The organism is Chitinophagaceae bacterium, assembly GCA_016713085.1.
In the GTDB taxonomy this organism is placed as follows: domain Bacteria; phylum Bacteroidota; class Bacteroidia; order Chitinophagales; family Chitinophagaceae; genus Lacibacter.
The window spans coordinates 2,066,340-2,085,736 of sequence record JADJPV010000001.1; the positions used below are offsets into that span (position 1 = coordinate 2,066,340).

A 19,397-nucleotide genomic window follows, 5' to 3' on the forward strand; every position below is an offset into this window, starting at 1 on the left:
ACCTGATCAGGAAGGAATAAACCATATACAGCATGAGTATACAAGCAAGCAGACTGATTTCTGTATTGGCCATAGCGAAGCAGAGTCCCGTTATAGCGGGACTCCGTTCAATTAAGAAGATTATTTATTCTTCTTCTTATGACGGTTCTTTCTAAGACGTTTTTTACGTTTGTGCGTAGCAATTTTATGACGCTTTCTTTTCTTTCCGCAAGGCATATTAAATCAGATTTACGTTCGTTAAAAATCAGGTTTATAATATCTTAATGTGTTCTTCTATCTGCTTCATCATTTCCGGGTTACTGCGAAATTTCTTTTGTGCTTCCAGTTCTTTAACTGTTTGCGCAAACTGCAGGAACCATTTTTTTGCATTTTTCTTATCTCCATTCTGCTCGTAAGCATCTGCCAGCCGTATCATGGCTTCCAGATTTTGCGGTTCAAGTGTCAATACTTTTTCAAAACGTTCAATTGCCTTTGGCCATTGCCCGCTTACAAAAGAACCAACTCCAAGCATATAATGTGCAAATGCATTATTAGGATCTTTTTCTACTGCTTCCCGTATCAACCCAATTCCTTTCATTGGCGGCTCATTGCCGGCAGCTCCAAAGAAATAAGTACTGCCAAGGCCGATTTTGGTGGAATCGTTACCGGAATTCAGTTCTAAAGCCTTTTCAAATAACTCCTTTGCCTCTTTGGCCATCCAAACTTTTAAGGGTTGTTCCTGTACGGTTTGAAGTTCTCCTAAAAACAAATGGGCAGCAAAGGTGAGGTTTTTCTCCGAATTTTCCAACTTAGCAGATTCTGCAAGATATTTTGCGTAGGGAACAAAGGCTCCAATTGAATCCATCCAGAAGGCTGACAGCTTTTTGTAAACCTGGATCTGTTGATTTTTTACGTCGCCTCTTACCACTGAGTTTTCCCATTCTGTTACTTTTTGCAGTTGGGAAGGAGTCAGTCTCTTTTTAGCTAACCCCAGCATGGTTGTAAAGTCAAGCGTCTCTGTTTGAGCTTGTGGAGGGGTTGCCGCCGCAGGTTTATGATCGTGGTTATCTTCTTTCTTTGGAACTGTACGTCCAAAAAAGAATAAAAGAAAAACTGCTGTGATTGCAGCAGTTACATAAATAATTTGTTGCCTGTTCACTTTTCTGGAAAATTGAACTGCAAAGCTAAAGGAAGGCAGCCATTAAATGGCAGAAGTATTGTATTTAACTTCCCTTAAACTGGCTTTTCACTTCCTGTACAAATTCTTTGGCTGGTTTAAAAGCCGGAATATAATGTTCAGGAATGTGAACAGCTGTATTTCGCTTGATATTCCGTCCAATCTTGGCTGCTCTTTTTTTGGTTATGAAGCTTCCAAAACCCCTGATATAAATGTTCTGCCCGGCTGATAAAGAATCTTTTACTTCTTTAAACATGGTTTCAAGCGTAACAAGTACATCAACCTTTGGAATCCCCGTTTTTTCTGAAATTTGATTCACCAGATCTGCTTTTCTCATTCTGAAAAATTTTATGGTTCTGACTATTGTTTGTCTAAGATCATGAAATATTTTTAAAATCCGAAATTATTGGCTAAAATTATTGAAATAACTGGTTGATAATGAATAAACAACGATTCTATCTGCCGGAACTAATCATTTAATTGGCCGCCCCGCTTAAAACCTGTTTTTTTGCTGACTGATTTATGGATCCTGAAAAATACTTTCAACAGCACTTACTTAACTGGCATAAAACCATCAATACCCGCCAACTTCCCTGGAAAGGGGAGAAGGATGTGTACTATATCTGGCTCAGTGAAATTATACTTCAGCAAACGAGAGCAGGGCAGGGGTTGAAATACTATGAACGCTTTGTAAAAAAATATCCCACTATTCAAAAACTGGCCAATGCCCCACTAGAAGAAGTGTATAAATTATGGGAGGGCCTGGGTTATTACAACCGCTGCCGGAACCTGCATGCAACAGCACGGAAAATTGTATTTGATCTGAATGGGAATTTCCCTGATACTTATGAATCAATTCTTGAACTGAAAGGAGTAGGACCATATACCGCAGCTGCTATTTCTTCATTCGGTTTCGGTTTGTCCTATGCAGTTGTTGATGGAAATGTATTTCGTGTGCTGAGCCGTTTTTTTGGGATTGATCAGCCCACTGATTCAACAGCAGGTAAAAAGATATTTCAGCATCTGGCACAGAATTGTTTAAGCACAAAAGAACCTGCTGAATATAACCAGGCCATTATGGATTTTGGCGCTACTGTGTGCAAGCCTGATTTACCTGAGTGCGGCACCTGTGTTATGAAAAAGAAATGTGTTGCTTTTCAGACAAACAGCGTTGCTGATTTCCCCGTAAAAGAAAAACAGGTGAAGCAAAGAAGCAGATGGTTCCTGTTTTATATACTTGAACAGAATGGAAAATTTGCTGTACAGAAAAGAACTGCAAAAGATGTATGGGCCAACTTATATGAATTTCCCAACGCTGAATATCAAACTGAAAAACTGTGGAAACAGGCAGTAAAAAAAGATGTTGCAGGCTGGCTAAGTGAGAAAGGGATCAATCAAACATGTAAAGTTATTTCAGCCACAAAACCTGTAAAACAGCAACTGAGCCATCAAACAATTTATGCAAATGCTGTTTTGATAACAATCAACGGTAAAGGAAAGACGAAGAACAGTTGGGGATGGAAAACGGGGAAGGAGATTGAATATTTGCCATTCTCTAAAATTCTGAATGATTTTCTGAAGGCAAAGGTTCTTGAATTATTTGGATAGAATGATGCAACAGTTAAGCAAAAAACGTAATTTAGAAGGAAAGATGGCTAAGAGTTTGTGTTATTAAACTCATTCAGAAATTAAATTTATTTGTATGAGAGGAGTTAACCGTGTAATGCTGATTGGAAATCTCGGAAAAGATCCGGATGTACAGGTACTGGAAGGAAATATTGCTGTAGCAAAATTTCCACTTGCAACAACAGAAACATTTAAGGACCGTACAGGAAAATTAGTGAGTCAAACCGAATGGCATACAGTGGTGTTGTGGCGGGGTTTGGCCGAACTTGCTCAGAAATATCTGCACAAATGCAGCCTTGTTTACATTGAGGGTAGACTGAAAACCAGGAGCTGGGAAGATAAAGAAGGCGCAAAAAAATATGCAACTGAAGTGGTAGGTGATAACCTGATTATGCTTGATAAAAGGACTGATGGAACAAGCCGTCACGAAGGCCCTGAGCAAATTGGAGGATATCATGGCGAAGATCTTCCGCCAATTGGTGAACCCAGCGAAGATTTACCTTTTTAAGAAATACCCCTGCTATCCCTATTTTTGCGGGTGTAGTCAGCAATTGTTCATTAAATCCCAATGTTTTGGATTACCAACCGATCTACAGTTTATTTTTACTTTCACTGAAACCCTATTTACTGGCAATTAACAGTCAGGGGCTTACCTTAATGGTAATCCTGTTTCTTGTTTTCCTATTTCTTTCTTTTGTGGTAAGTGGCGCAGAGGTTGCTTTCTTTTATCTGAAGTATAAAGATCTTAACATGATCAAAACAAGACAGGAATCATCAGCGAAAAGAATTGTTAACCTGCTGGAAGAACCCAAAGTATTGCTGGCGAGTTTACTGGCTGCCAATATTATTTTCAATCTCTGTATTATTTTTCTCACAAATTTTTTAATTGATGAAGCACTTGCGCTTCAGCATAAACTATTCTGGGTAGAGCTTTTGTTAAAAGCTGCTGCCATAACTTCTCTGATCATTTTGTTTTGTGAAATACTGCCCAAAATATGGGTATCACAAAACAATGTATTCTTTGCTTATTTCGCCAGCTGGTGGGTGGAAACAATTGTGTATCCCATTTTTAAATCAACCGGCAGTTGGCTTGCAGGCTACAGCGACAGTATTGAAAAACGGTTAACTAAATATCAAACAGCATCGTTTAAAAATGACGAACTGGATTATGCCATTGACCTGATGAGTGAAGAAGAAGCAACCGATGAAGAAAAACAGATCCTAAAAGGCATACAGAATTTCAGCAGCATCACTGTTAAACAGATCATGCGTTCAAGATTAGATGTAAGTGGTATTGAATACAGCTCTTCTTTTACAGATGTGGTAAACCGTATACAGGAATTGCATTACAGCCGTTTACCTGTATATAAAAATAATATGGATGAAGTGGTTGGTATACTGCAAACAAAAGATTTGCTGCAGCATATCAATGATGCTGACGGGTTTCACTGGCAGCAACTGATGCGAACACCATTTTTTGTGCCGGAACAAAAACTGATTGATGATCTGCTGAAAGAGTTTCAGCAAAAGCGGATTCACTTTGCAGTGGTAGTTGATGAATTTGGCGGAACAAGCGGTATTGTTACGATGGAAGATGTATTAGAGGAAATCATTGGTGAAATAAAAGATGAGTTTGATGATGAAGAAATCATCAATAAAAAGATTGATGACCGCAATTACATCTTTGAAGGAAAAACAATGATCAATGATGTTTGCCGTACAATGAACCTTCCTTCTGATACATTTGACGGCGTAAGAGGTGAGAGTGAATCACTGGCTGGATTAATACTGGAATTGGCTGAACGTTTGCCAAGAGTTGCTGATGTAATTGAAACAGGCGATTTCCAGTTTATGATACAGGAAGTAAGCCGCAACCGTATTGAAAAAGTAAAAGTGACTATTAAACCCGGAATTGAATAAGATGAAACCATACCAGCTTCGTATTTCTTATTTCTTACTTCTCTTTGTTTTTATTGTATCCTGCAACTCTGATCCGAGGCCCAGACCAAAGGGTTATTTTCAAATTGATTTTCCGGAGAAAAAATATGTGCTGTTTGATCAGCCCGGCTATCCATATACATTTGAATATCCTGCTTATGGGAAAGTGATTAAAGACAGTACTTTCTTTGATGATCAACCTGAAAATCCATACTGGGTGAATCTTGATTTCCCAAGTTTGGGTGGAAGAATGTATCTCAGTTATAAAACAGTCGGCGGAAAAAAAGTATTCAGCAAATTAGTGGAAGATGCATTTAAGATGACGAGTAAGCATAGCCTGAAAGCAACATCCATTGATGAAATACCTGTAGAAGGCGGGTCCGGTATAAAGGGATTTGTTTTTGATGTGGGCGGCAATGCAGCTACCGGCAAACAGTTTTTTGTAAGCGACAGTACCAGGCATTTTTAAGAGGCGCTTTGTATTTTGATGCAACTCCCAATTACGATTCTATCAGACCTGTTGAACAGTTTTTGTATAAAGACATGCAGCATTTGATACAGACGCTGAAGTGGAGAAATTAAAAATAATTGCCGGAAAGACTTTGAAAAAATAGAGTATTTATCCTTGCCGTCTTCCCGGCAAGAAATATTAGTCTTTCTTCTTTTCAATCAATATCTCTTCCTTCGGTGCAGCTCTTGAAAACATTTTCATGTTTACTTTTTTCCGGAGTGTTTTCTTTTCTGTTGGAGCTTTAGCTATTTCTGTTTCCGGCTTCACAGTTTCATTTTTCAATTCAACCGAAGCAGGAATGATTTCTTCTTTCAGCTCAGCAGAAGCATAGCTTGCTGTTTTTTTCTTTTTCAGTTTTTTTGATTGTACAGGTTTTTCAGCAACGGCCACTTTGTTTTCAGGTGCAGGAGGACTAAAAGATTCAAGCTTTCCTCTTGAATAATCTTCTTCTTTAATGTCGCTCAGTTTTACATCTTTCTCCTTTGCTGCGGGAGCTTCTTTGTAGAGATCTTTAAACTCTTTTTTATTTTTTGTTTTTACATAATCAGTTACTCCGTAAACTGATGCAGCTGTTAAGAGCAGGCCGCCTGCCATGAGATACAATTTCATTTGTGTAAGATTTAAATGGTGAAGGAATTGAGATAACGTTTACTTTGTTTATAAATAAAATATTCTGCTGCGAGCATATTGCCCAGCACACTGATCCAGAGCGAGATTTCATAGTTTTCAAGGTGTCCCCAATCCAGGACAAAAAATACCAGGTGATAAATGCGGAATGTAACTGCTGTCATGGCCATAGAATATGAACGGATCATCCAGATTTTATGTGCTACTACATTTTTTTCTTTGATCGTTTTCAATCCCCACCAGGTAGTAATGAACCAATAAATTGCCATGAACAGGAATAAACCTCTTTCCCAAAAACTTCCCTTGGCAAAAAAACTCATATACAAACCGGTTGGAGCGCCAATCAGTAACACCACAAACACATAGATTTTTCCACTCCACACATGAATCTTTCTCCGCTTTTTTATAATGGCAGTGGAGAATTGTAAAAGGGCTGAACTGATACAGAACATACCTGCACCAATATGCAGGTAGAAACACCAGTAATAAATGGGTTTGGCAAACAAAAAAGCTCTTTCTTCTATGAACGAAAAGGTTTGACTGAAGGAATAATAGGGGATTGTATTTCGAACAAGTAATAGACTGAAGAATACAACGGGAATCCAGAAAAGCAGTCTGAAGATGAAGCGGCTTGCCTGCTGAAACGTCAGCATACGTGAATTAGCCATGATGGTTGGTTTGAACCTTTGGGATGAGGCAATCTTTTCTTTTCCATAAGTTCCGGCTGTTAATAGTTTGCTAAAGGAAATTGCATTTGCTGCGGGCATCCTTCCTACCTTCGCAAAAATTGAAACTGTGATTGTAATTGACAATATTTATGTGAGTGATGAGGTGGTGGAAGAGCAGTTTGTTTGCGATCTGGACAAATGCAAAGGGGGCTGTTGTATTGACGGTGATGCAGGTGCTCCGCTTACAAATGAAGAACTGAAAGAAGTGAACATAGCTTTTGAACAGGTAAAACATTTGCTGACCAGGGAAGGCTTAAGAACTATTGAAGAGGGTGGAAAATATGTTTACGACCGTGAATTCGGTTGGGTTACGCCAACCATCAGTAATGGAATGTGTGCCTATGGATTGGTTGATGAAAAAGGAATTGTGAAGTGCTCGTTTGAAGAAGTTTATAATGAAGGCAAAACAACCTGGAAGAAGCCAGTCTCCTGTCACCTGTACCCCATCAAGATCAGCAAGAGCAAGAACACAGAACAGGAGTATGTGAATTATGAACCTAGGGACCCAATGTGTAATCCGGGTTGTTCATTGGGACAAAAATTAAAAGTACCCACCTATGTATTTTTAAAAGAAGCGATCATCAGGAAGTATGGGGAGGATTTTTATGAAGTGCTTTCGCAAATCGCTGATCAATATTACGCATCGAAAAAATTAAACAAGTAATTTTAAAGCATGAGTCAATCTGCTGATAAATTTGTCGCCAAGAGTACGATCAAGTCGCAAGACCTTGAACACAGGCGCACAATCAATTTCAATATAGGCAAGTACAATTCAAAAGTACCGGAAGGGAAATTACAGTTCACACAACTGCTTACTGCACGTGAACGTGCAAAAAATGTAAAGTGGCGGGCACTGGAAACACTCGATCAGCACCTGGAAGAATTTGAACTGCAGTTCACACGCCGTGGTGGTAAAGTGATCTGGGCTGAGAATGCAAAACAGGCATGTGATGAAATTCTGAAAATATGTGAACCAAAAAATTGCAGAACAGTAGTGAAGAGCAAGAGCATGGTTACAGAAGAAATTCATCTGAATCATTTTTTAACCGAACATAAGATTGAAAGTGTTGAAACAGATCTGGGCGAATATATTCAGCAGTTGGATGAAGAACCGCCTTATCATATTGTTACACCGGCCATGCATAAAAGCAAGGAAGATGTAGCAAGGTTGTTCGCCAATAAATTAGGAACCGATCCCAAGGCAACACCTGAACAGCTCACATTAGTTGCAAGAAATATCCTCCGTGAAAAATATGTACAGGCCGAGGTGGGCGTAACCGGCGCTAATTTTATTTTAGCTGATGTTGGCGGTATTGCTGTTACAGAAAATGAAGGCAATGCAAGATTAAGTTGTGCATTTCCCAAAACACATATCGTTGTTGTTGGCATTGAAAAAATGCTGCCAAGTGTTACTGACCTGGGTTTGTTCTGGCCACTGCTTTCCACATTTGGTACTGGTCAGTTGGTAACAGTGTACAATAGCATTGTACTTGGTCCAAAGCAACCGGGTGAAGCAGATGGTCCGGAAGAAATGATTGTCATTCTCCTGGATAATGGAAGAACAAACGTGTTGAAGAATCCTGCAATGAGAGAGAGTTTGTATTGTATCCGTTGTGGCGCCTGTTTAAATGCATGTCCTGTTTATAAAAATGTCGGTGGTCACAGTTATGGTGCAACTTACAGCGGACCGATTGGCAAAGTGCTTACTCCGCAAATGAGTGGCATGGAGGAGTACAAGCATTTAAGTTATGCATCTTCGTTGTGTGGCAATTGTACACAGGTTTGCCCGATACGGATCAACCTGCATGAACTTTTACTGGAGAACAGGCATGAAGCTGTGGAGCAGGGCTTTTCTTCTTTTGGTGAACGCATGGCATGGAAAGTATGGAAGACGGCAATGCTGAACCGCAAGATGATGAATATGGGAAACCGCAAGATGAAGAACTGGATGATCAACAGTTTTGTAAAAGACTGGACGAGATATCGTGGCCCGATGGATTTTCCTGAAAAAACATTCAACCAGCTTTGGCGTGACAGGAAAGGGAAGTAACTTGAAGCATGCTTGTTTACACGCCGCATATCACTCCACGAATTGAATACATTCTGCAATACTTCAATGAGCGATTATTCATTGATGCTGAATTGACAGATGATATTGAAACCTATCGTTTATACAAAGGAGCCAAACTGAATTATTCTGCGGAGCGGATTAATGCTGTTGATTTTTATATCCAGCCAACAGGATTATTGCAGCAACATGATCTGCGCAAACAATATATTGAATGTTTTGACTGGAAAGAAGTGAAAGCTTTTTTCAAAACAGAAGATGATCTTGGTTTCGATGTATTCTCTGCTGTTTTTTATCTTATTACCCGATACGAAGAATATCTTGAACATGAACCTGATGAATACGGACGGTATGCACACTGGAATTCATTGGCATGGAAAGAAGGTTTCTTAAATATGCCGTTGATTGATATCTGGATCTTGAAATTTAAACAGGAACTTGAATCTAAGTTCACCAATCTCAAACTTCAGGACTCACAATTCACCTTTCTTCCTACTTACGATATTGATATTGCATGGAGCTACAAGAACAAAGGTTTTGTCAGGAGCGTTGCTGCATCATTAAACAGACCATCATCTATTGTAAAGCGGATAAAAGTGATTGCCGGAAAAGAAAAAGATCCATACGATTCTTATGACTGGCTGAAACAATTGCATGAAGAGAATAATCTGCAGCCCATCTACTTTTTCTTAGTTGCAGCGGAGAACAGCGAGTATGATAAAAATATTTCTCCAAAGAAGAAAGCATTGCAGCAGTTGATTCAGTCGACAGCAAAACAGGCAATCATTGCTTTGCACCCTTCAACACAGAGTAACACCAACAAAGAATTACTATCGAAGGAAAAAAATATATTGCAGCAGATAAGCGGTAAAAAGATCACAGCTACACGTCATCATTATATTTTATTTCATCTGCCGCATTCATACCGTGAATTGATTGCTGCCGGATTTACTGATGATCACAGTATGGGCTATGGAACAGTAAATGGATTCCGTGCCTCCACTTCGAGTTCTTTTTTATGGTACGACCTGGAGAAAGAAGAAACAACCTCACTCCGTATTCATCCCTATGCTTATATGGAAGCCAATTCTTTTTATGAATTACATCAATCGCCTGCAGAAGCATTGGAAGAAATGAAGCAACTGGCTGAAGAAGTGAAAAAAGTGAACGGCAGATTTATTTCCATCTTTCATAACCATATGCTGGGTACAGATGAACTGTTTAAAGGCTGGAGAGAAATGTATGAAGAGTTTGTCATGCCGACGAAGGAGACATCTGCCGGGTTGGGAAATGAAGATCAGCAGATTCCTCGTTCCCCGGAATGACAGCTATTAATTGAACATTGCCAAAGTTTTTATGGGCGATGCTCATTCTTCGATCCTTCCAGCATCTGCATTAATTCTTTCATTTCCGGGTCACTTAAGTAACGCCATTTGCCAACAGCAATATTTCCCAGTTGTATGTTCATGATTCGTACACGACGTAAACTCACAACATCATAACCAAAGGCTTCACACATTCTTCTGATCTGTCTGTTCAATCCCTGCTTCAGAGTGATAGAGAAACTTTTTCCACTCAAGGTTCGAACTTTGCAGGGCAGTGTTGTTGTATCCATGATATGAACACCCTTGCTCATCTTCGCAGCAAAATCAGGAGTTAGTTTTTTATTGACAGTCACGAGGTATTCTTTTTCATGTTCATTACCTGCACGGAGAATTTTATTAACGATATCACCATTGTTGGTCAAAAAGATCAAACCTTCTGAATCTTTATCCAATCGCCCAATCGGGAAGATGCGTTTTGGATGATTGATAAATCGGATGATATTGGTGCGGTCTTTTTCATCTGTTGTTGAAGTTATATTCAGCGGCTTGTTAAAGGCAATGATAAATTGATCCTGCTTTGCAGTTGATTTTACTTTCAGCAGTTCATCATCAATATGAATTTTGTCTGATGCAGAAACTCTTGCAGCTGCTTTTGCTTTTTTTCCATTGATGGCAACACGTCCCTGTTCAATAAGCCTGTCGGCTTCCCTGCGTGAACAATAACCTGTTGCGCTGATGTATTTATTAAGACTGATTTTTTCTTCCGGCATATGTAAATGTAAAACGGATTAGTTATCCAGCACAACTCTTTGTTCATCGGGTGTTTTCTTGAATGCTCTGTTTACCAGATAAACGCCCAGTAAAGTAACAAGTCCACCAATGGTCAGTGTCAGCGTCAGCTTTTTCTCCAAAGATGAAAGCACCTAACAAGACAGCTACAACCGGGTTGATGTATGCATAGATGCTGGCCTGTTCAGTTGGAAGGTTTTGCAATGCATACAGGTAACAGACAAATGCAATGATAGAACCAAAGACAACGAGATAGCCAAGCGATAACCATCCTGCTGTTGGTATTTCAGTAAAGGGCAGAAAGTTTTTATCAAAACTTGAAACAGTTAGCAGTGAAACACCTGCAATCAGCATTTGAAATCCCAACCCAAAGTAGGGATTGAATTGAGCTGCATGTTTCTTGGTATAAAGAGAACCGAATGCCCATGTCCATGTAGCAACTAAAGAAAGTATAATGCCAAAACGAAAATCAGGTTTAAAAAAATCCTGCAGATGATCATAAAAAATAACACAAACACCTGCAAAGCCAAGCATTAAACCGAGAATAGCCATAGCAGGCAATTTGTCTTTCGATGAAAACAAACTGATGATCACAATCCATAATGGAAAAATAGCTCCCATGATTGCACCAAGGCCCGATGAAATATATTTCAAACCCCATGTACTGAGTCCATTGCTGAAAATAAAATTCAACAGTGCTAATACAAGAAGAGGAACAAGGTCTTTCATTTTCGGCCAGCTGCTTCCTTTAATCAAAAAGAAGATCATATAACAGGTGCCGCCAAGCAATTGCCGCATACCCGCCAATTGTAAGGGGGGGATATGTTTCACTCCTTCTTTTGATGCCAGCCAGGTAGTTCCCCATAAAATACAAACAACAGCTAACGCAAAAATTGCTTTTGATCTTTTTCCTTTTTTTCGAATGGTCAAAGGATTAAAGACCGATAAACTTTTGATTGTATCAGCAGAAGATGAAAAGGTTTTATTGAAATAGCGTTTTGACATTGGCCTCATCCTCCATCTCCTTCTCCAAAAGAGAAGGAGCGGTGCTTTAGAATATTTTTAAACGATTGTTCTTCCACATTATCTGTAATTCTTTATTCAACTTTTAATTCCGCAATTAATCAAATTTCTCAAACAAGCTGGCTTTGTGCTGAGCAAAGCCCCCCTTTAGGGACGGGAGGGTCTTTAATGTTTAAAATGTCTCAGCCCTGTTATAACCATTGCCAGGTTATTTTGTTTGCAATATTCAATTGAATCGTTGTCACGGATTGAACCTCCAGGTTGAATGAAAGCAGTAATGCCTGCTGCATGTCCCAGTTGTACACAATCATTAAACGGGAAGAAGGCATCACTTGCCATTACTGCACCGGTCAAATCAAAGTTGAATTGTTTTGCCTTCTCAACAGATTGACGGAGTGAATCAATACGGCTTGTTTGTCCGCAACCTTTACCTACAAGTTGTTTATGTTTAATCAAAGCAATAGCATTGCTCTTTAAATGCTTGCAGATGATATTGGCAAAAACCAGGTCTTCTTTTTCTGCAGCAGTTGTTTCTCTGCCGCCTGCTTCTTTCCAGTCTGTATAATTTCCTTCATCTGTTCCCTGAATCAAAACACCATTGAGTAATGATTTGTATTGCTCTTTGGTGTTGGGTTGTTTTTTTTCAACTGTAATAAAATCCGGTTCTTTTTTGATTTCAATACTGCCAGCGCATCAGCAGCAAAAGAAGGAGCAATCAATACTTCAAAGAAAATTTCATTGATGGCTTCAGCAGTTGCCTTATCAATTTCACCATTGCAAACCAGTACACCACCAAATGCACTTTCAGGATCACCAGATAATGCTGCATCCCAGCTTTCTTTAACTGCAGGGCGTTGTGCCACGCCGCAAACGTTGGTGTGTTTAATAATTCCAAATACGGCCCCCTCTAAATCTCCCCCCGAAGGGGAAACTTTTGGAAACTCTCCGATTAACTGAATGGCTGCATCAACATCAACCAGGTTATTATAGCTTAATTCTTTTCCGTGTAGTTGTGAAAATAATTCATCAAGATTACCATAGAACCTTGCAGACTGATGAGGGTTCTCACCATAGCGCAAAATCTTTTCTTCTTTGTTGAAAGGAGTTTCAATTGCTGACTGATGGAAATAATTGGAGATAGCTGTATCATACGCAGTACACACATCAAATGCTTTGACAGCAAAACTGCGGCGCTGATCAAATGTTGTTTCACCATTTTGTACACGGAGAATTTCTTCCAGCACTGCATATTCTTTTTTGGCAGCAAGCACAACCACATCCTTATGATTTTTTCCGGCTGCACGAATCATGGATGGTCCGCCGATATCAATTTTTCAATAATCAATTTTTCATCTGATGTAGAAGCAACTGTTTCCTCGAAAGGATAAAGATCAACAATCACCATATCCAGTTCGGGAATATTGTATTCCTTCATTTCTTTTTGATGGGTTTCATCATCCCGTTTACCGAGAATTCCACCAAACACTGAAGGATGCAAAGTTTTTACACGGCCTCCCAAAATCGAAGGATAAGTTGTAAGACTTTCAACAGGAATTACAGGTATGCCCAGTTTTTCAATAAACTGCTGTGTGCCGCCTGTTGAATAGATGGTTACGTTTTGTGCATGTAATAACTGTACGAGTGAATCCAGTCCGTCTTTGTAAAATACTGAAATGAGGGCCGATTGAATTTTTTTGTTCATTGGTTTATTGTCGATAAAAATGAAAAATGTGGCGAACGACCGTGAAAGAAGCCGCAAAGGTAGGGTTCTACAAATTCATCACAAAAGCACCCTGTTCACTTGTGCAGAAATAGTTCAAATGAAGTTTTTCACAGTCTTTTTTCCAGAGATTGACCTTCCATTGAGGATTGGAACCATCGAAGACAAGCAACTTACAATCAATCGTTTTGATGAGATCATTGATGTACAGTCGGGGGTTTTTGGAAATGATCACAACATCCGCTTTTATTCTCGCCGAAGCTGAATCGTAATGGTAAGACTGATTGATTAAAACAATTTTCTTCCCATTAACTGTAAAACAATTGCTTTGGGTTGATGGGCTGTAAACAGGTGAGTGATAAGTACGGTGAAATATTCTGGAAGGTTTGAGATGGAAATTGCGGAGAAACCCATCCTGCAATAACACTGCATCACCTTTGAACAGATATTGATTGCCGAGCATGAAATCAACAGCTGTTTGCTGCGACAGGTTATAAACTACCAGTTTCTTTTGCTGCCGGGTTTTGTACAAAGAAAAGCTTTGCAGCATAAAGAACAGTGCAAGAAAGCCGAGACTCCATTTTAACGCCTTTACTTTTTTCTGTAATAGCCAGATGCCTGTTGCCGCAATGAAAGCGTATAATAAAATTGTTTGAAACGGATTATGCTGAATGCCATCTGTTACAGCAAATGAAAAATGATCAACCCATGTAATGAATCCGTTCATCCATTTTAATAAGTAACTGAGTATATAGCCAACAGGAGAAGCGACAATGGGTATAAATGCAACTGCAATCAGCAGTATTTCTCCAAACAAAATTAAACTGCTCAACGGCACAGCCACAAAATTGGTGATGAGAAATAAATTCGGTGCCTGGTGAAAATGATACATGCAAAGCGGTAATGTAAGTATCTGGGCAGATAATGTAACTGCATTCAGCTGCCATGCTTTATCCAGCAGTTTATTCTCAATTGAAAACCAGTGATAGATGGGTTTCATAAACAATACAATACTTAACACTGCTGCATAAGAAAGCTGGAACCCAACATCCCATAAATAAAATGGATTGTAACAGAGCAATACAAAAGCAGAAGCTGCCATGCTGTTATAAATATTTCCTTTTTTGTTGAAGAGATCACCGGCAGCTATAGCGGTGAACATGATCGCTGCTCTTAACACCGAAGCTCCTGCACCGGTAAGTAAACTGAAGATCCATAAGAACGAAAGAACAAGCAAAGGCTTTAGCCATTTGATGCGTCTGTATTTATCTAATGGTTTAAAGATGAGCAGCAGCAGCCAGTAGATCAAACCCAGATGCAAGCCACTGATGGCAATTACATGCACAACACCCGTATTACTGTAAGCCTGCACCAAATCCCTGTCAAGATCATCACGGTAGCCAATGAGTAATGCTTCAGCTACACTTGTTTCCTGTTCACCTTTAATTTGTTTGCGAAGGGTACCAAGGATATATGCTTTTGTACTGTACATCCACGACCAGAAAGCAGATGTTTTCTTTTGATTCAATACAACATATTCTGTTTTCTTCAAGAACAGCTGATGGGTTATGCCGTTGAATAATGCATAACGTTTGTAATCGAAACCACCGGGATTGCCTGCATTCTTAATTTCCTGTAGGGGTTTATTAATGGCAATGATGTTTCCATATTCCAAAGAGGGAGGAATGCTGTCTTTCTGAAAATAGAGAATGATATTGCCTTTTACTTTTTTTGCTTTTCCGTTTTGCTGAACAGAAACAATTTCAGCCAGTGCTTTAAAGGTTTTTTGTTTTTCACTCAAGGGTTCAAGTAAACGCAGCTGAACAACATCGCCGGGTTTATACTGATGACCAACCCATTGCTGCTGATGATTCACCTGGTTGAGCCATGTAAGTAATCTACCGAAACCAATCAATGCCAGCGACATGGCAGTGCCGGGAAGCCAGCTGAAGAAGAATTTCTTTTGCTCATTCGAGAATACATAGAACAGAAGTAAAGGCAATGCTGCTGCAATAAAATAAACTGCAACCATCCAGTGAAGGGAAAAATTCCATCCTGCAATAATGCCTGCTGCAAAAGGAAGCAGAAGCCGGAGGAAGGGGATGTTTTTCCAGATGGGGATCATGGCCAGCAACGTGTTTACTGTAAGATAAAAACTGCTGCTGCAAAATGCAAGGGTGATTTACTCCCCCAGCAAATTTTTCAAAAAAGCAATCTGTCCCAAATGATAAATATTATGCTGAATCAATCCGTTCAGCAAAAAACGGAAATTGTAATCCCTGAAATCAACTTTCTCATCGAGTAAAGAATCGTCTTTCTTTTTTAAAACAGCAATGATCTGCTGATGAAGTGATTCAAATTCAGCCAGTCCGCTTTTCCAGGTATGTTCTTTAGGATCAATCATCCGCCAGTCTGATTCTTCTGAATCAACAAGGTCCTCTTCCAACTTTCTCTGCAAACGGTTCAATGTAAACTGTGCCCAGTTGATCATGTGATACAATATCTCAATGGCTGCATGCGAATTCTTTGGATTGATATACACAACAGCGGGATGAATTTTCTTCAGCATGGGAAGCACGGCTTCACCATACCAGGGCTGACCATTCAATACCTGCTGCAGACTATTGATGATGGCTTGAATTTCTTTGTTCATGTATACAAGTTACAATTTCCTGCCGGTTTAATTGGTGCCATGAAAACAGAATGTACAAGAGAGTGACACAACAGGCGATGCCATAAAATACAATGGCATGCAACAACATTATTAGCCGGCAAGACGGGAAGGGAGTAAGATTTCTTCCTTTCTTACCGACTTACCGGCAAACTATTTCTTAAATAAAAAGCCTCCCGAAAATCAGGAGGCTATCTCAAAAATCTTATAAATCCTATAAATCCCGGTTCAGACAATTTATTTACTCAAGTGCATACTTCTTTCTTTATACAACTGGCGGAAGTATGGATCACGGAGATCTTTAATGAAACGGATGGCTTCACCTGTACTTTTCATTTCAGGCCCCAGCTCTTTATTTACGTTCGGGAATTTATTAAAACTGAATACCGGTTCTTTAATGGCATAACCGGTGAGTTTCTTTTCGTACGTAAAATCAGTCAGCTTCTTTTCGCCCAGCATTACTTTAGTTGCAATGTTCAGGTAAGGAATCTGGTAGGCTTTTGCAATAAACGGTGTTGTACGTGATGCTCTTGGATTGGCTTCAATTACAAACACTTTACCATCTTTAATGGCAAACTGAATGTTGATGAGTCCACGAATCTCCAATGATTGTGCAATACGTTTTGCATAATCTTTCATGGTAGTTACAATCAACGGAGTAAGATTGAACTCTGGTAATACTGCATGACTGTCGCCGCTGTGAATACCTGCGGGTTCAATATGCTCCATCACACCCATTACATGAAAATTCTCACCATCGTAGATCGCATCAATCTCAGCTTCCTGGCAACGCTCAAGGAAATGATCGATCAGAATTTTATTGCCGGGTAAATGTTTGATAAGACTCAATACTGCTTTTTCCAGTTCATCTTCATTCAATACAATCCGCATACGCTGTCCCCCTAATACATAACTGGGACGAACCAGTACAGGATAACCTACTTCCTTTGCCACATCAATGGCATCATCTGAATTGAAAGCTGTGCCATATTTTGGATAAGGAATACCCAGCTCTTTCAGCAAATCACTGAAACGGCCACGGTCTTCAGCAATATCCATACTGTCGAACGATGTACCGATAATGCGGATACCTCTTTCATGTAAACGTTTGGAAAGCTTCAGGGCTGTTTGTCCGCCTAATTGAACAATAACACCGTAAGGTTTTTCCAGCTCAATGATTTCCCAGAGATGTTCCCAGTATACCGGCTCGAAATAAAGTTTATCGGCCATGTCGAAATCGGTACTTACAGTCTCCGGGTTGCAATTCACCATAATGGCTTCAAAGCCGCATTCTTTGATGGCGAGCAGTCCGTGAACACAGCAGTAGTCGAACTCAATACCCTGGCCAATTCGGTTAGGGCCACTGCCGAGAACAATAATTTTTTTACGTTGAGATGGAATGGATTCGTTGTGAAGGATCGTATTTGCCATTGCGCTGCAAATGTACGGCTGTGTGAAAAATTTTGAGGGATTTTTTACCCAAAATTTGGCCGACTTTATTTAACGAACGTCCATTTGCAGCAGGCAGAACCTGAAGAGCAAACTGCAATCAGCTTTATCCTGCTTTTTGATCCTGCATGTGCAAAGAATCAAACAGTTAGGTGAGCAAAATGAAAGAACCGGTTTCTCCCAGCTTATTTTTTGGTAAGGGAATCAATAAAAGGATGAATTTTTTCAAGCATTGCGGCAGCAATTTTTTCATTGATTTTGGGCGAATAATGAAACTTATCAACAAACGTAATTCCCGTTTCATTGCTCAGCATATTGCCAAGAAAGAAAAAATCAGTTCTGTTTGCTGCTTCAGCTTCCAGCTTTGGATAAATGTATTTGTATTGCGGATAATCCAGTTGTGAACAGATGCTGTCTTTTTTCTGATTCGGATAATTGTAATACGGAACAGGCTGTACAAAGAAAAATGACTTTACTCCGTAGGCTTTGGAAATGGTTTCGATAGAGGCAACTGTTGAAATGTAATTCTGGTACATTGAATCGCTGAGCGATGGAATGGAAGATCCCGGAGAATTGGTAAAAACAAAATCCATTGAGTCGGAATAATTCCGGTTGCCTTTGTTGATATCCATTGAAAAAGCCTGAGCCATGCGGTAATAAAGGATCGGTTTTTTAAAGGGTGATGCTTTAGCTGCAATAAAATCATTCAGTCCATCGAAAAACAAAACAAGATCGGGACGTTTGCCGGAGTATAATAAATTGGTAAGCAGCATTAGTTCATTATAGCTGTAATAAGAGGGAATGCTGAAGTTCACCACTTTCACCGGCAGTTTGTAATTCCCTCCTTTGTATTGTTTTACAAAATATGCAGGGATGGTTTCAGCATCGGTTACATTATAACCAAACATGGTAGAGCCTCCCAAAAAATAGATTAGTAATGTATCTGCAGAAGAGCTGTCGGCACTTGTTTCAGGAATTGTTTTTCTGATCAGCCCGTCAATAGTGAGGTATTTGCCATGATAACTTTTTGCAGAATAGCCAACCCATGGCTGGTATTCAAAACCATTTGCTTCAATTGCTTCATCAGCAATTGTTTTATTCATCTCTGCTGAAGAATCAAGACGGGCCAGTTGCTCGATTCTGTAAGAAACAGAGCGGTCGCCTGCAGGTAAAAACTTATTCTTCATGTTATTGATAAACCCTGTAGTTGCAAAAAGCGACCCGCCATTTTTTTGATAGTAAGCAATGCTCAACAGTGATTCCATGATGAAAAAAAGGAAGGCGAATATCAGCAGGAAATAAAACAGTGTTCTTCCAAAGGATCTTTTTGTGGCAGCAGTCTTATTCATATGTTTGAATTGGGTATTACTAAACAGTATTCATATACAACAGCAGGTACAAATGATTACCATGGTTGTTCCAGGTCTTTTTTTGAATACAGATGATTTCTTGTGGTAAACAAGCTGTCTGCCTTATTAATTGAAAGACGAAAGGATGTTTTTCTCAGCAATCTGGCAGCAAGAGCAACCGGGGTAAGAATCAGGAAAAACGAAACAGTGAGCAGAATCCGGCTGTTGATATAACCCAGCACTTTGGCAATCATCATCCAGGTAAGATGAATATACTCGCCTACGGGCCCAATAAGGAAACCGATCAGCACCATGCCAATTGGTACCAGCATCCATTCTTTCCGGAAGAAAAAATACAGAACGGCAAAGCCAATTGCAATGACAGTAAGCGAGGTATGTTTTATTTGCCACTTCATA

The 19,397-nt window shown here is 39.6% G+C and carries 16 protein-coding genes and 3 pseudogenes; 7 read left to right on the forward strand and 12 right to left on the reverse strand.

Going from position 1 to position 19,397, the window contains the following annotated elements:
* Window positions 1-250: 250 nt before the first annotated feature.
* Together IPK31_10045 and IPK31_10050 are read right to left on the reverse strand one after the other, a co-directional pair.
* Window positions 251-1,102, reverse strand: a complete 852-nt coding sequence (locus IPK31_10045; protein ID MBK8088251.1) for a tetratricopeptide repeat protein — start codon at window positions 1,100-1,102, stop codon at window positions 251-253.
* Between the two features lie 100 nt (window positions 1,103-1,202).
* Window positions 1,203-1,493 (reverse strand): integration host factor subunit beta, encoded by a 291-nt coding sequence (locus IPK31_10050; GenBank protein MBK8088252.1) that lies wholly within the window; start codon window positions 1,491-1,493, stop codon window positions 1,203-1,205.
* 185 nt (window positions 1,494-1,678) lie between these two features.
* Between IPK31_10050 and mutY the strand changes: the two genes are divergently transcribed.
* The 4 genes and pseudogenes from mutY (at window position 1,679) to IPK31_10070 (ending at window position 5,302) form a co-directional block, all read left to right on the forward strand.
* Window positions 1,679-2,764 (forward strand): A/G-specific adenine glycosylase, encoded by a 1,086-nt coding sequence (mutY, locus tag IPK31_10055; protein ID MBK8088253.1) that lies wholly within the window; start codon window positions 1,679-1,681, stop codon window positions 2,762-2,764.
* Window positions 2,765-2,858: 94 nt separating this feature from the next.
* Entirely contained in the window at window positions 2,859-3,290 is a 432-nt protein-coding gene (gene ssb / locus IPK31_10060; GenBank protein MBK8088254.1) for a single-stranded DNA-binding protein, read from the forward strand.
* 65 nt (window positions 3,291-3,355) lie between these two features.
* Complete coding sequence (gene gldE, locus IPK31_10065) at window positions 3,356-4,702, forward strand: gliding motility-associated protein GldE (protein ID MBK8088255.1); 1,347 nt, start codon at window positions 3,356-3,358, stop codon at window positions 4,700-4,702.
* Window positions 4,703-4,754: 52 nt separating this feature from the next.
* Window positions 4,755-5,302, forward strand: a pseudogene (locus tag IPK31_10070) (hypothetical protein).
* A 67-nt stretch (window positions 5,303-5,369) separates the two neighbouring features.
* On the opposite strand, the gene IPK31_10075 reads toward IPK31_10070, so the two are convergent.
* On the reverse strand, window positions 5,370-5,840 hold the full coding sequence (locus IPK31_10075) for a hypothetical protein (GenBank protein MBK8088256.1): 471 nt from the start codon (window positions 5,838-5,840) through the stop codon (window positions 5,370-5,372).
* A gap of 11 nt (window positions 5,841-5,851) precedes the next feature.
* A complete protein-coding gene (locus tag IPK31_10080; protein ID MBK8088257.1) occupies window positions 5,852-6,625 on the reverse strand; it encodes a DUF2306 domain-containing protein in 774 nt (257 codons plus the stop codon).
* Window positions 6,626-6,653: 28 nt separating this feature from the next.
* On the opposite strand from IPK31_10080, the gene IPK31_10085 reads away from it, so the two are divergent.
* From IPK31_10085 to IPK31_10095, 3 genes are read left to right on the forward strand one after another with little or no spacing between them, the layout of a single operon-like run.
* Window positions 6,654-7,250 (forward strand): DUF3109 family protein, encoded by a 597-nt coding sequence (locus tag IPK31_10085; GenBank protein ID MBK8088258.1) that lies wholly within the window; start codon window positions 6,654-6,656, stop codon window positions 7,248-7,250.
* A gap of 9 nt (window positions 7,251-7,259) precedes the next feature.
* Window positions 7,260-8,636, forward strand: coding sequence for an iron-sulfur cluster-binding protein (locus IPK31_10090; GenBank protein ID MBK8088259.1), 1,377 nt, complete (start codon window positions 7,260-7,262; stop codon window positions 8,634-8,636).
* Between the two features lie 8 nt (window positions 8,637-8,644).
* Entirely contained in the window at window positions 8,645-9,979 is a 1,335-nt protein-coding gene (locus IPK31_10095; GenBank protein MBK8088260.1) for a polysaccharide deacetylase family protein, read from the forward strand.
* A 29-nt stretch (window positions 9,980-10,008) separates the two neighbouring features.
* On the opposite strand, the gene rluF is transcribed toward IPK31_10095, so the two are convergent.
* From rluF to IPK31_10135, 8 genes and pseudogenes are all read right to left on the reverse strand, one after another.
* Entirely contained in the window at window positions 10,009-10,749 is a 741-nt protein-coding gene (gene rluF, locus IPK31_10100; protein ID MBK8088261.1) for a 23S rRNA pseudouridine(2604) synthase RluF, read from the reverse strand.
* A gap of 18 nt (window positions 10,750-10,767) precedes the next feature.
* Window positions 10,768-11,773: pseudogene (locus IPK31_10105) on the reverse strand (EamA family transporter).
* Between the two features lie 183 nt (window positions 11,774-11,956).
* A pseudogene (purH, locus tag IPK31_10110) lies at window positions 11,957-13,493 on the reverse strand (bifunctional phosphoribosylaminoimidazolecarboxamide formyltransferase/IMP cyclohydrolase).
* Between the two features lie 67 nt (window positions 13,494-13,560).
* Window positions 13,561-15,645 (reverse strand): ComEC family competence protein, encoded by a 2,085-nt coding sequence (locus IPK31_10115; GenBank protein MBK8088262.1) that lies wholly within the window; start codon window positions 15,643-15,645, stop codon window positions 13,561-13,563.
* Between the two features lie 48 nt (window positions 15,646-15,693).
* A complete protein-coding gene (locus tag IPK31_10120) occupies window positions 15,694-16,164 on the reverse strand; it encodes a DinB family protein (protein MBK8088263.1) in 471 nt (156 codons plus the stop codon).
* A 255-nt stretch (window positions 16,165-16,419) separates the two neighbouring features.
* Window positions 16,420-17,613 carry an ATP-grasp domain-containing protein gene (locus tag IPK31_10125; GenBank protein ID MBK8088264.1) on the reverse strand — a complete coding sequence of 398 codons (1,194 nt, stop codon included), beginning with the start codon at window positions 17,611-17,613 and terminating at the stop codon, window positions 16,420-16,422.
* Window positions 17,614-17,816: 203 nt separating this feature from the next.
* Window positions 17,817-18,980, reverse strand: a complete 1,164-nt coding sequence (locus tag IPK31_10130) for an SGNH/GDSL hydrolase family protein (GenBank protein ID MBK8088265.1) — start codon at window positions 18,978-18,980, stop codon at window positions 17,817-17,819.
* 56 nt (window positions 18,981-19,036) lie between these two features.
* A complete protein-coding gene (locus IPK31_10135) occupies window positions 19,037-19,396 on the reverse strand; it encodes a hypothetical protein (GenBank protein ID MBK8088266.1) in 360 nt (119 codons plus the stop codon).
* Between the last annotated feature and the right edge of the window lies 1 nt (window position 19,397).

Bases quoted from the DNA above. Each gene is read 5' to 3' on its own strand.
- IPK31_10090 (MBK8088259.1), top strand. From the start codon at position 7,260: ATGAGTCAATCTGCTGATAAATTTGTCGCCAAGAGTACGATCAAGTCG.
- IPK31_10080 (MBK8088257.1), bottom strand. From the start codon at position 6,625: ATGCCCGCAGCAAATGCAATTTCCTTTAGCAAACTATTAACAGCCGGA.
- ssb (MBK8088254.1), top strand. From the start codon at position 2,859: ATGAGAGGAGTTAACCGTGTAATGCTGATTGGAAATCTCGGAAAAGAT.
- IPK31_10135 (MBK8088266.1), bottom strand. From the start codon at position 19,396: ATGAAGTGGCAAATAAAACATACCTCGCTTACTGTCATTGCAATTGGC.
- rluF (MBK8088261.1), bottom strand. From the start codon at position 10,749: ATGCCGGAAGAAAAAATCAGTCTTAATAAATACATCAGCGCAACAGGT.
- IPK31_10125 (MBK8088264.1), bottom strand. From the start codon at position 17,613: ATGGCAAATACGATCCTTCACAACGAATCCATTCCATCTCAACGTAAA.
- IPK31_10095 (MBK8088260.1), top strand. From the start codon at position 8,645: ATGCTTGTTTACACGCCGCATATCACTCCACGAATTGAATACATTCTG.
- mutY (MBK8088253.1), top strand. From the start codon at position 1,679: ATGGATCCTGAAAAATACTTTCAACAGCACTTACTTAACTGGCATAAA.
- IPK31_10075 (MBK8088256.1), bottom strand. From the start codon at position 5,840: ATGAAATTGTATCTCATGGCAGGCGGCCTGCTCTTAACAGCTGCATCA.
- IPK31_10120 (MBK8088263.1), bottom strand. From the start codon at position 16,164: ATGAACAAAGAAATTCAAGCCATCATCAATAGTCTGCAGCAGGTATTG.
- IPK31_10130 (MBK8088265.1), bottom strand. From the start codon at position 18,980: ATGAATAAGACTGCTGCCACAAAAAGATCCTTTGGAAGAACACTGTTT.
- IPK31_10050 (MBK8088252.1), bottom strand. From the start codon at position 1,493: ATGAGAAAAGCAGATCTGGTGAATCAAATTTCAGAAAAAACGGGGATT.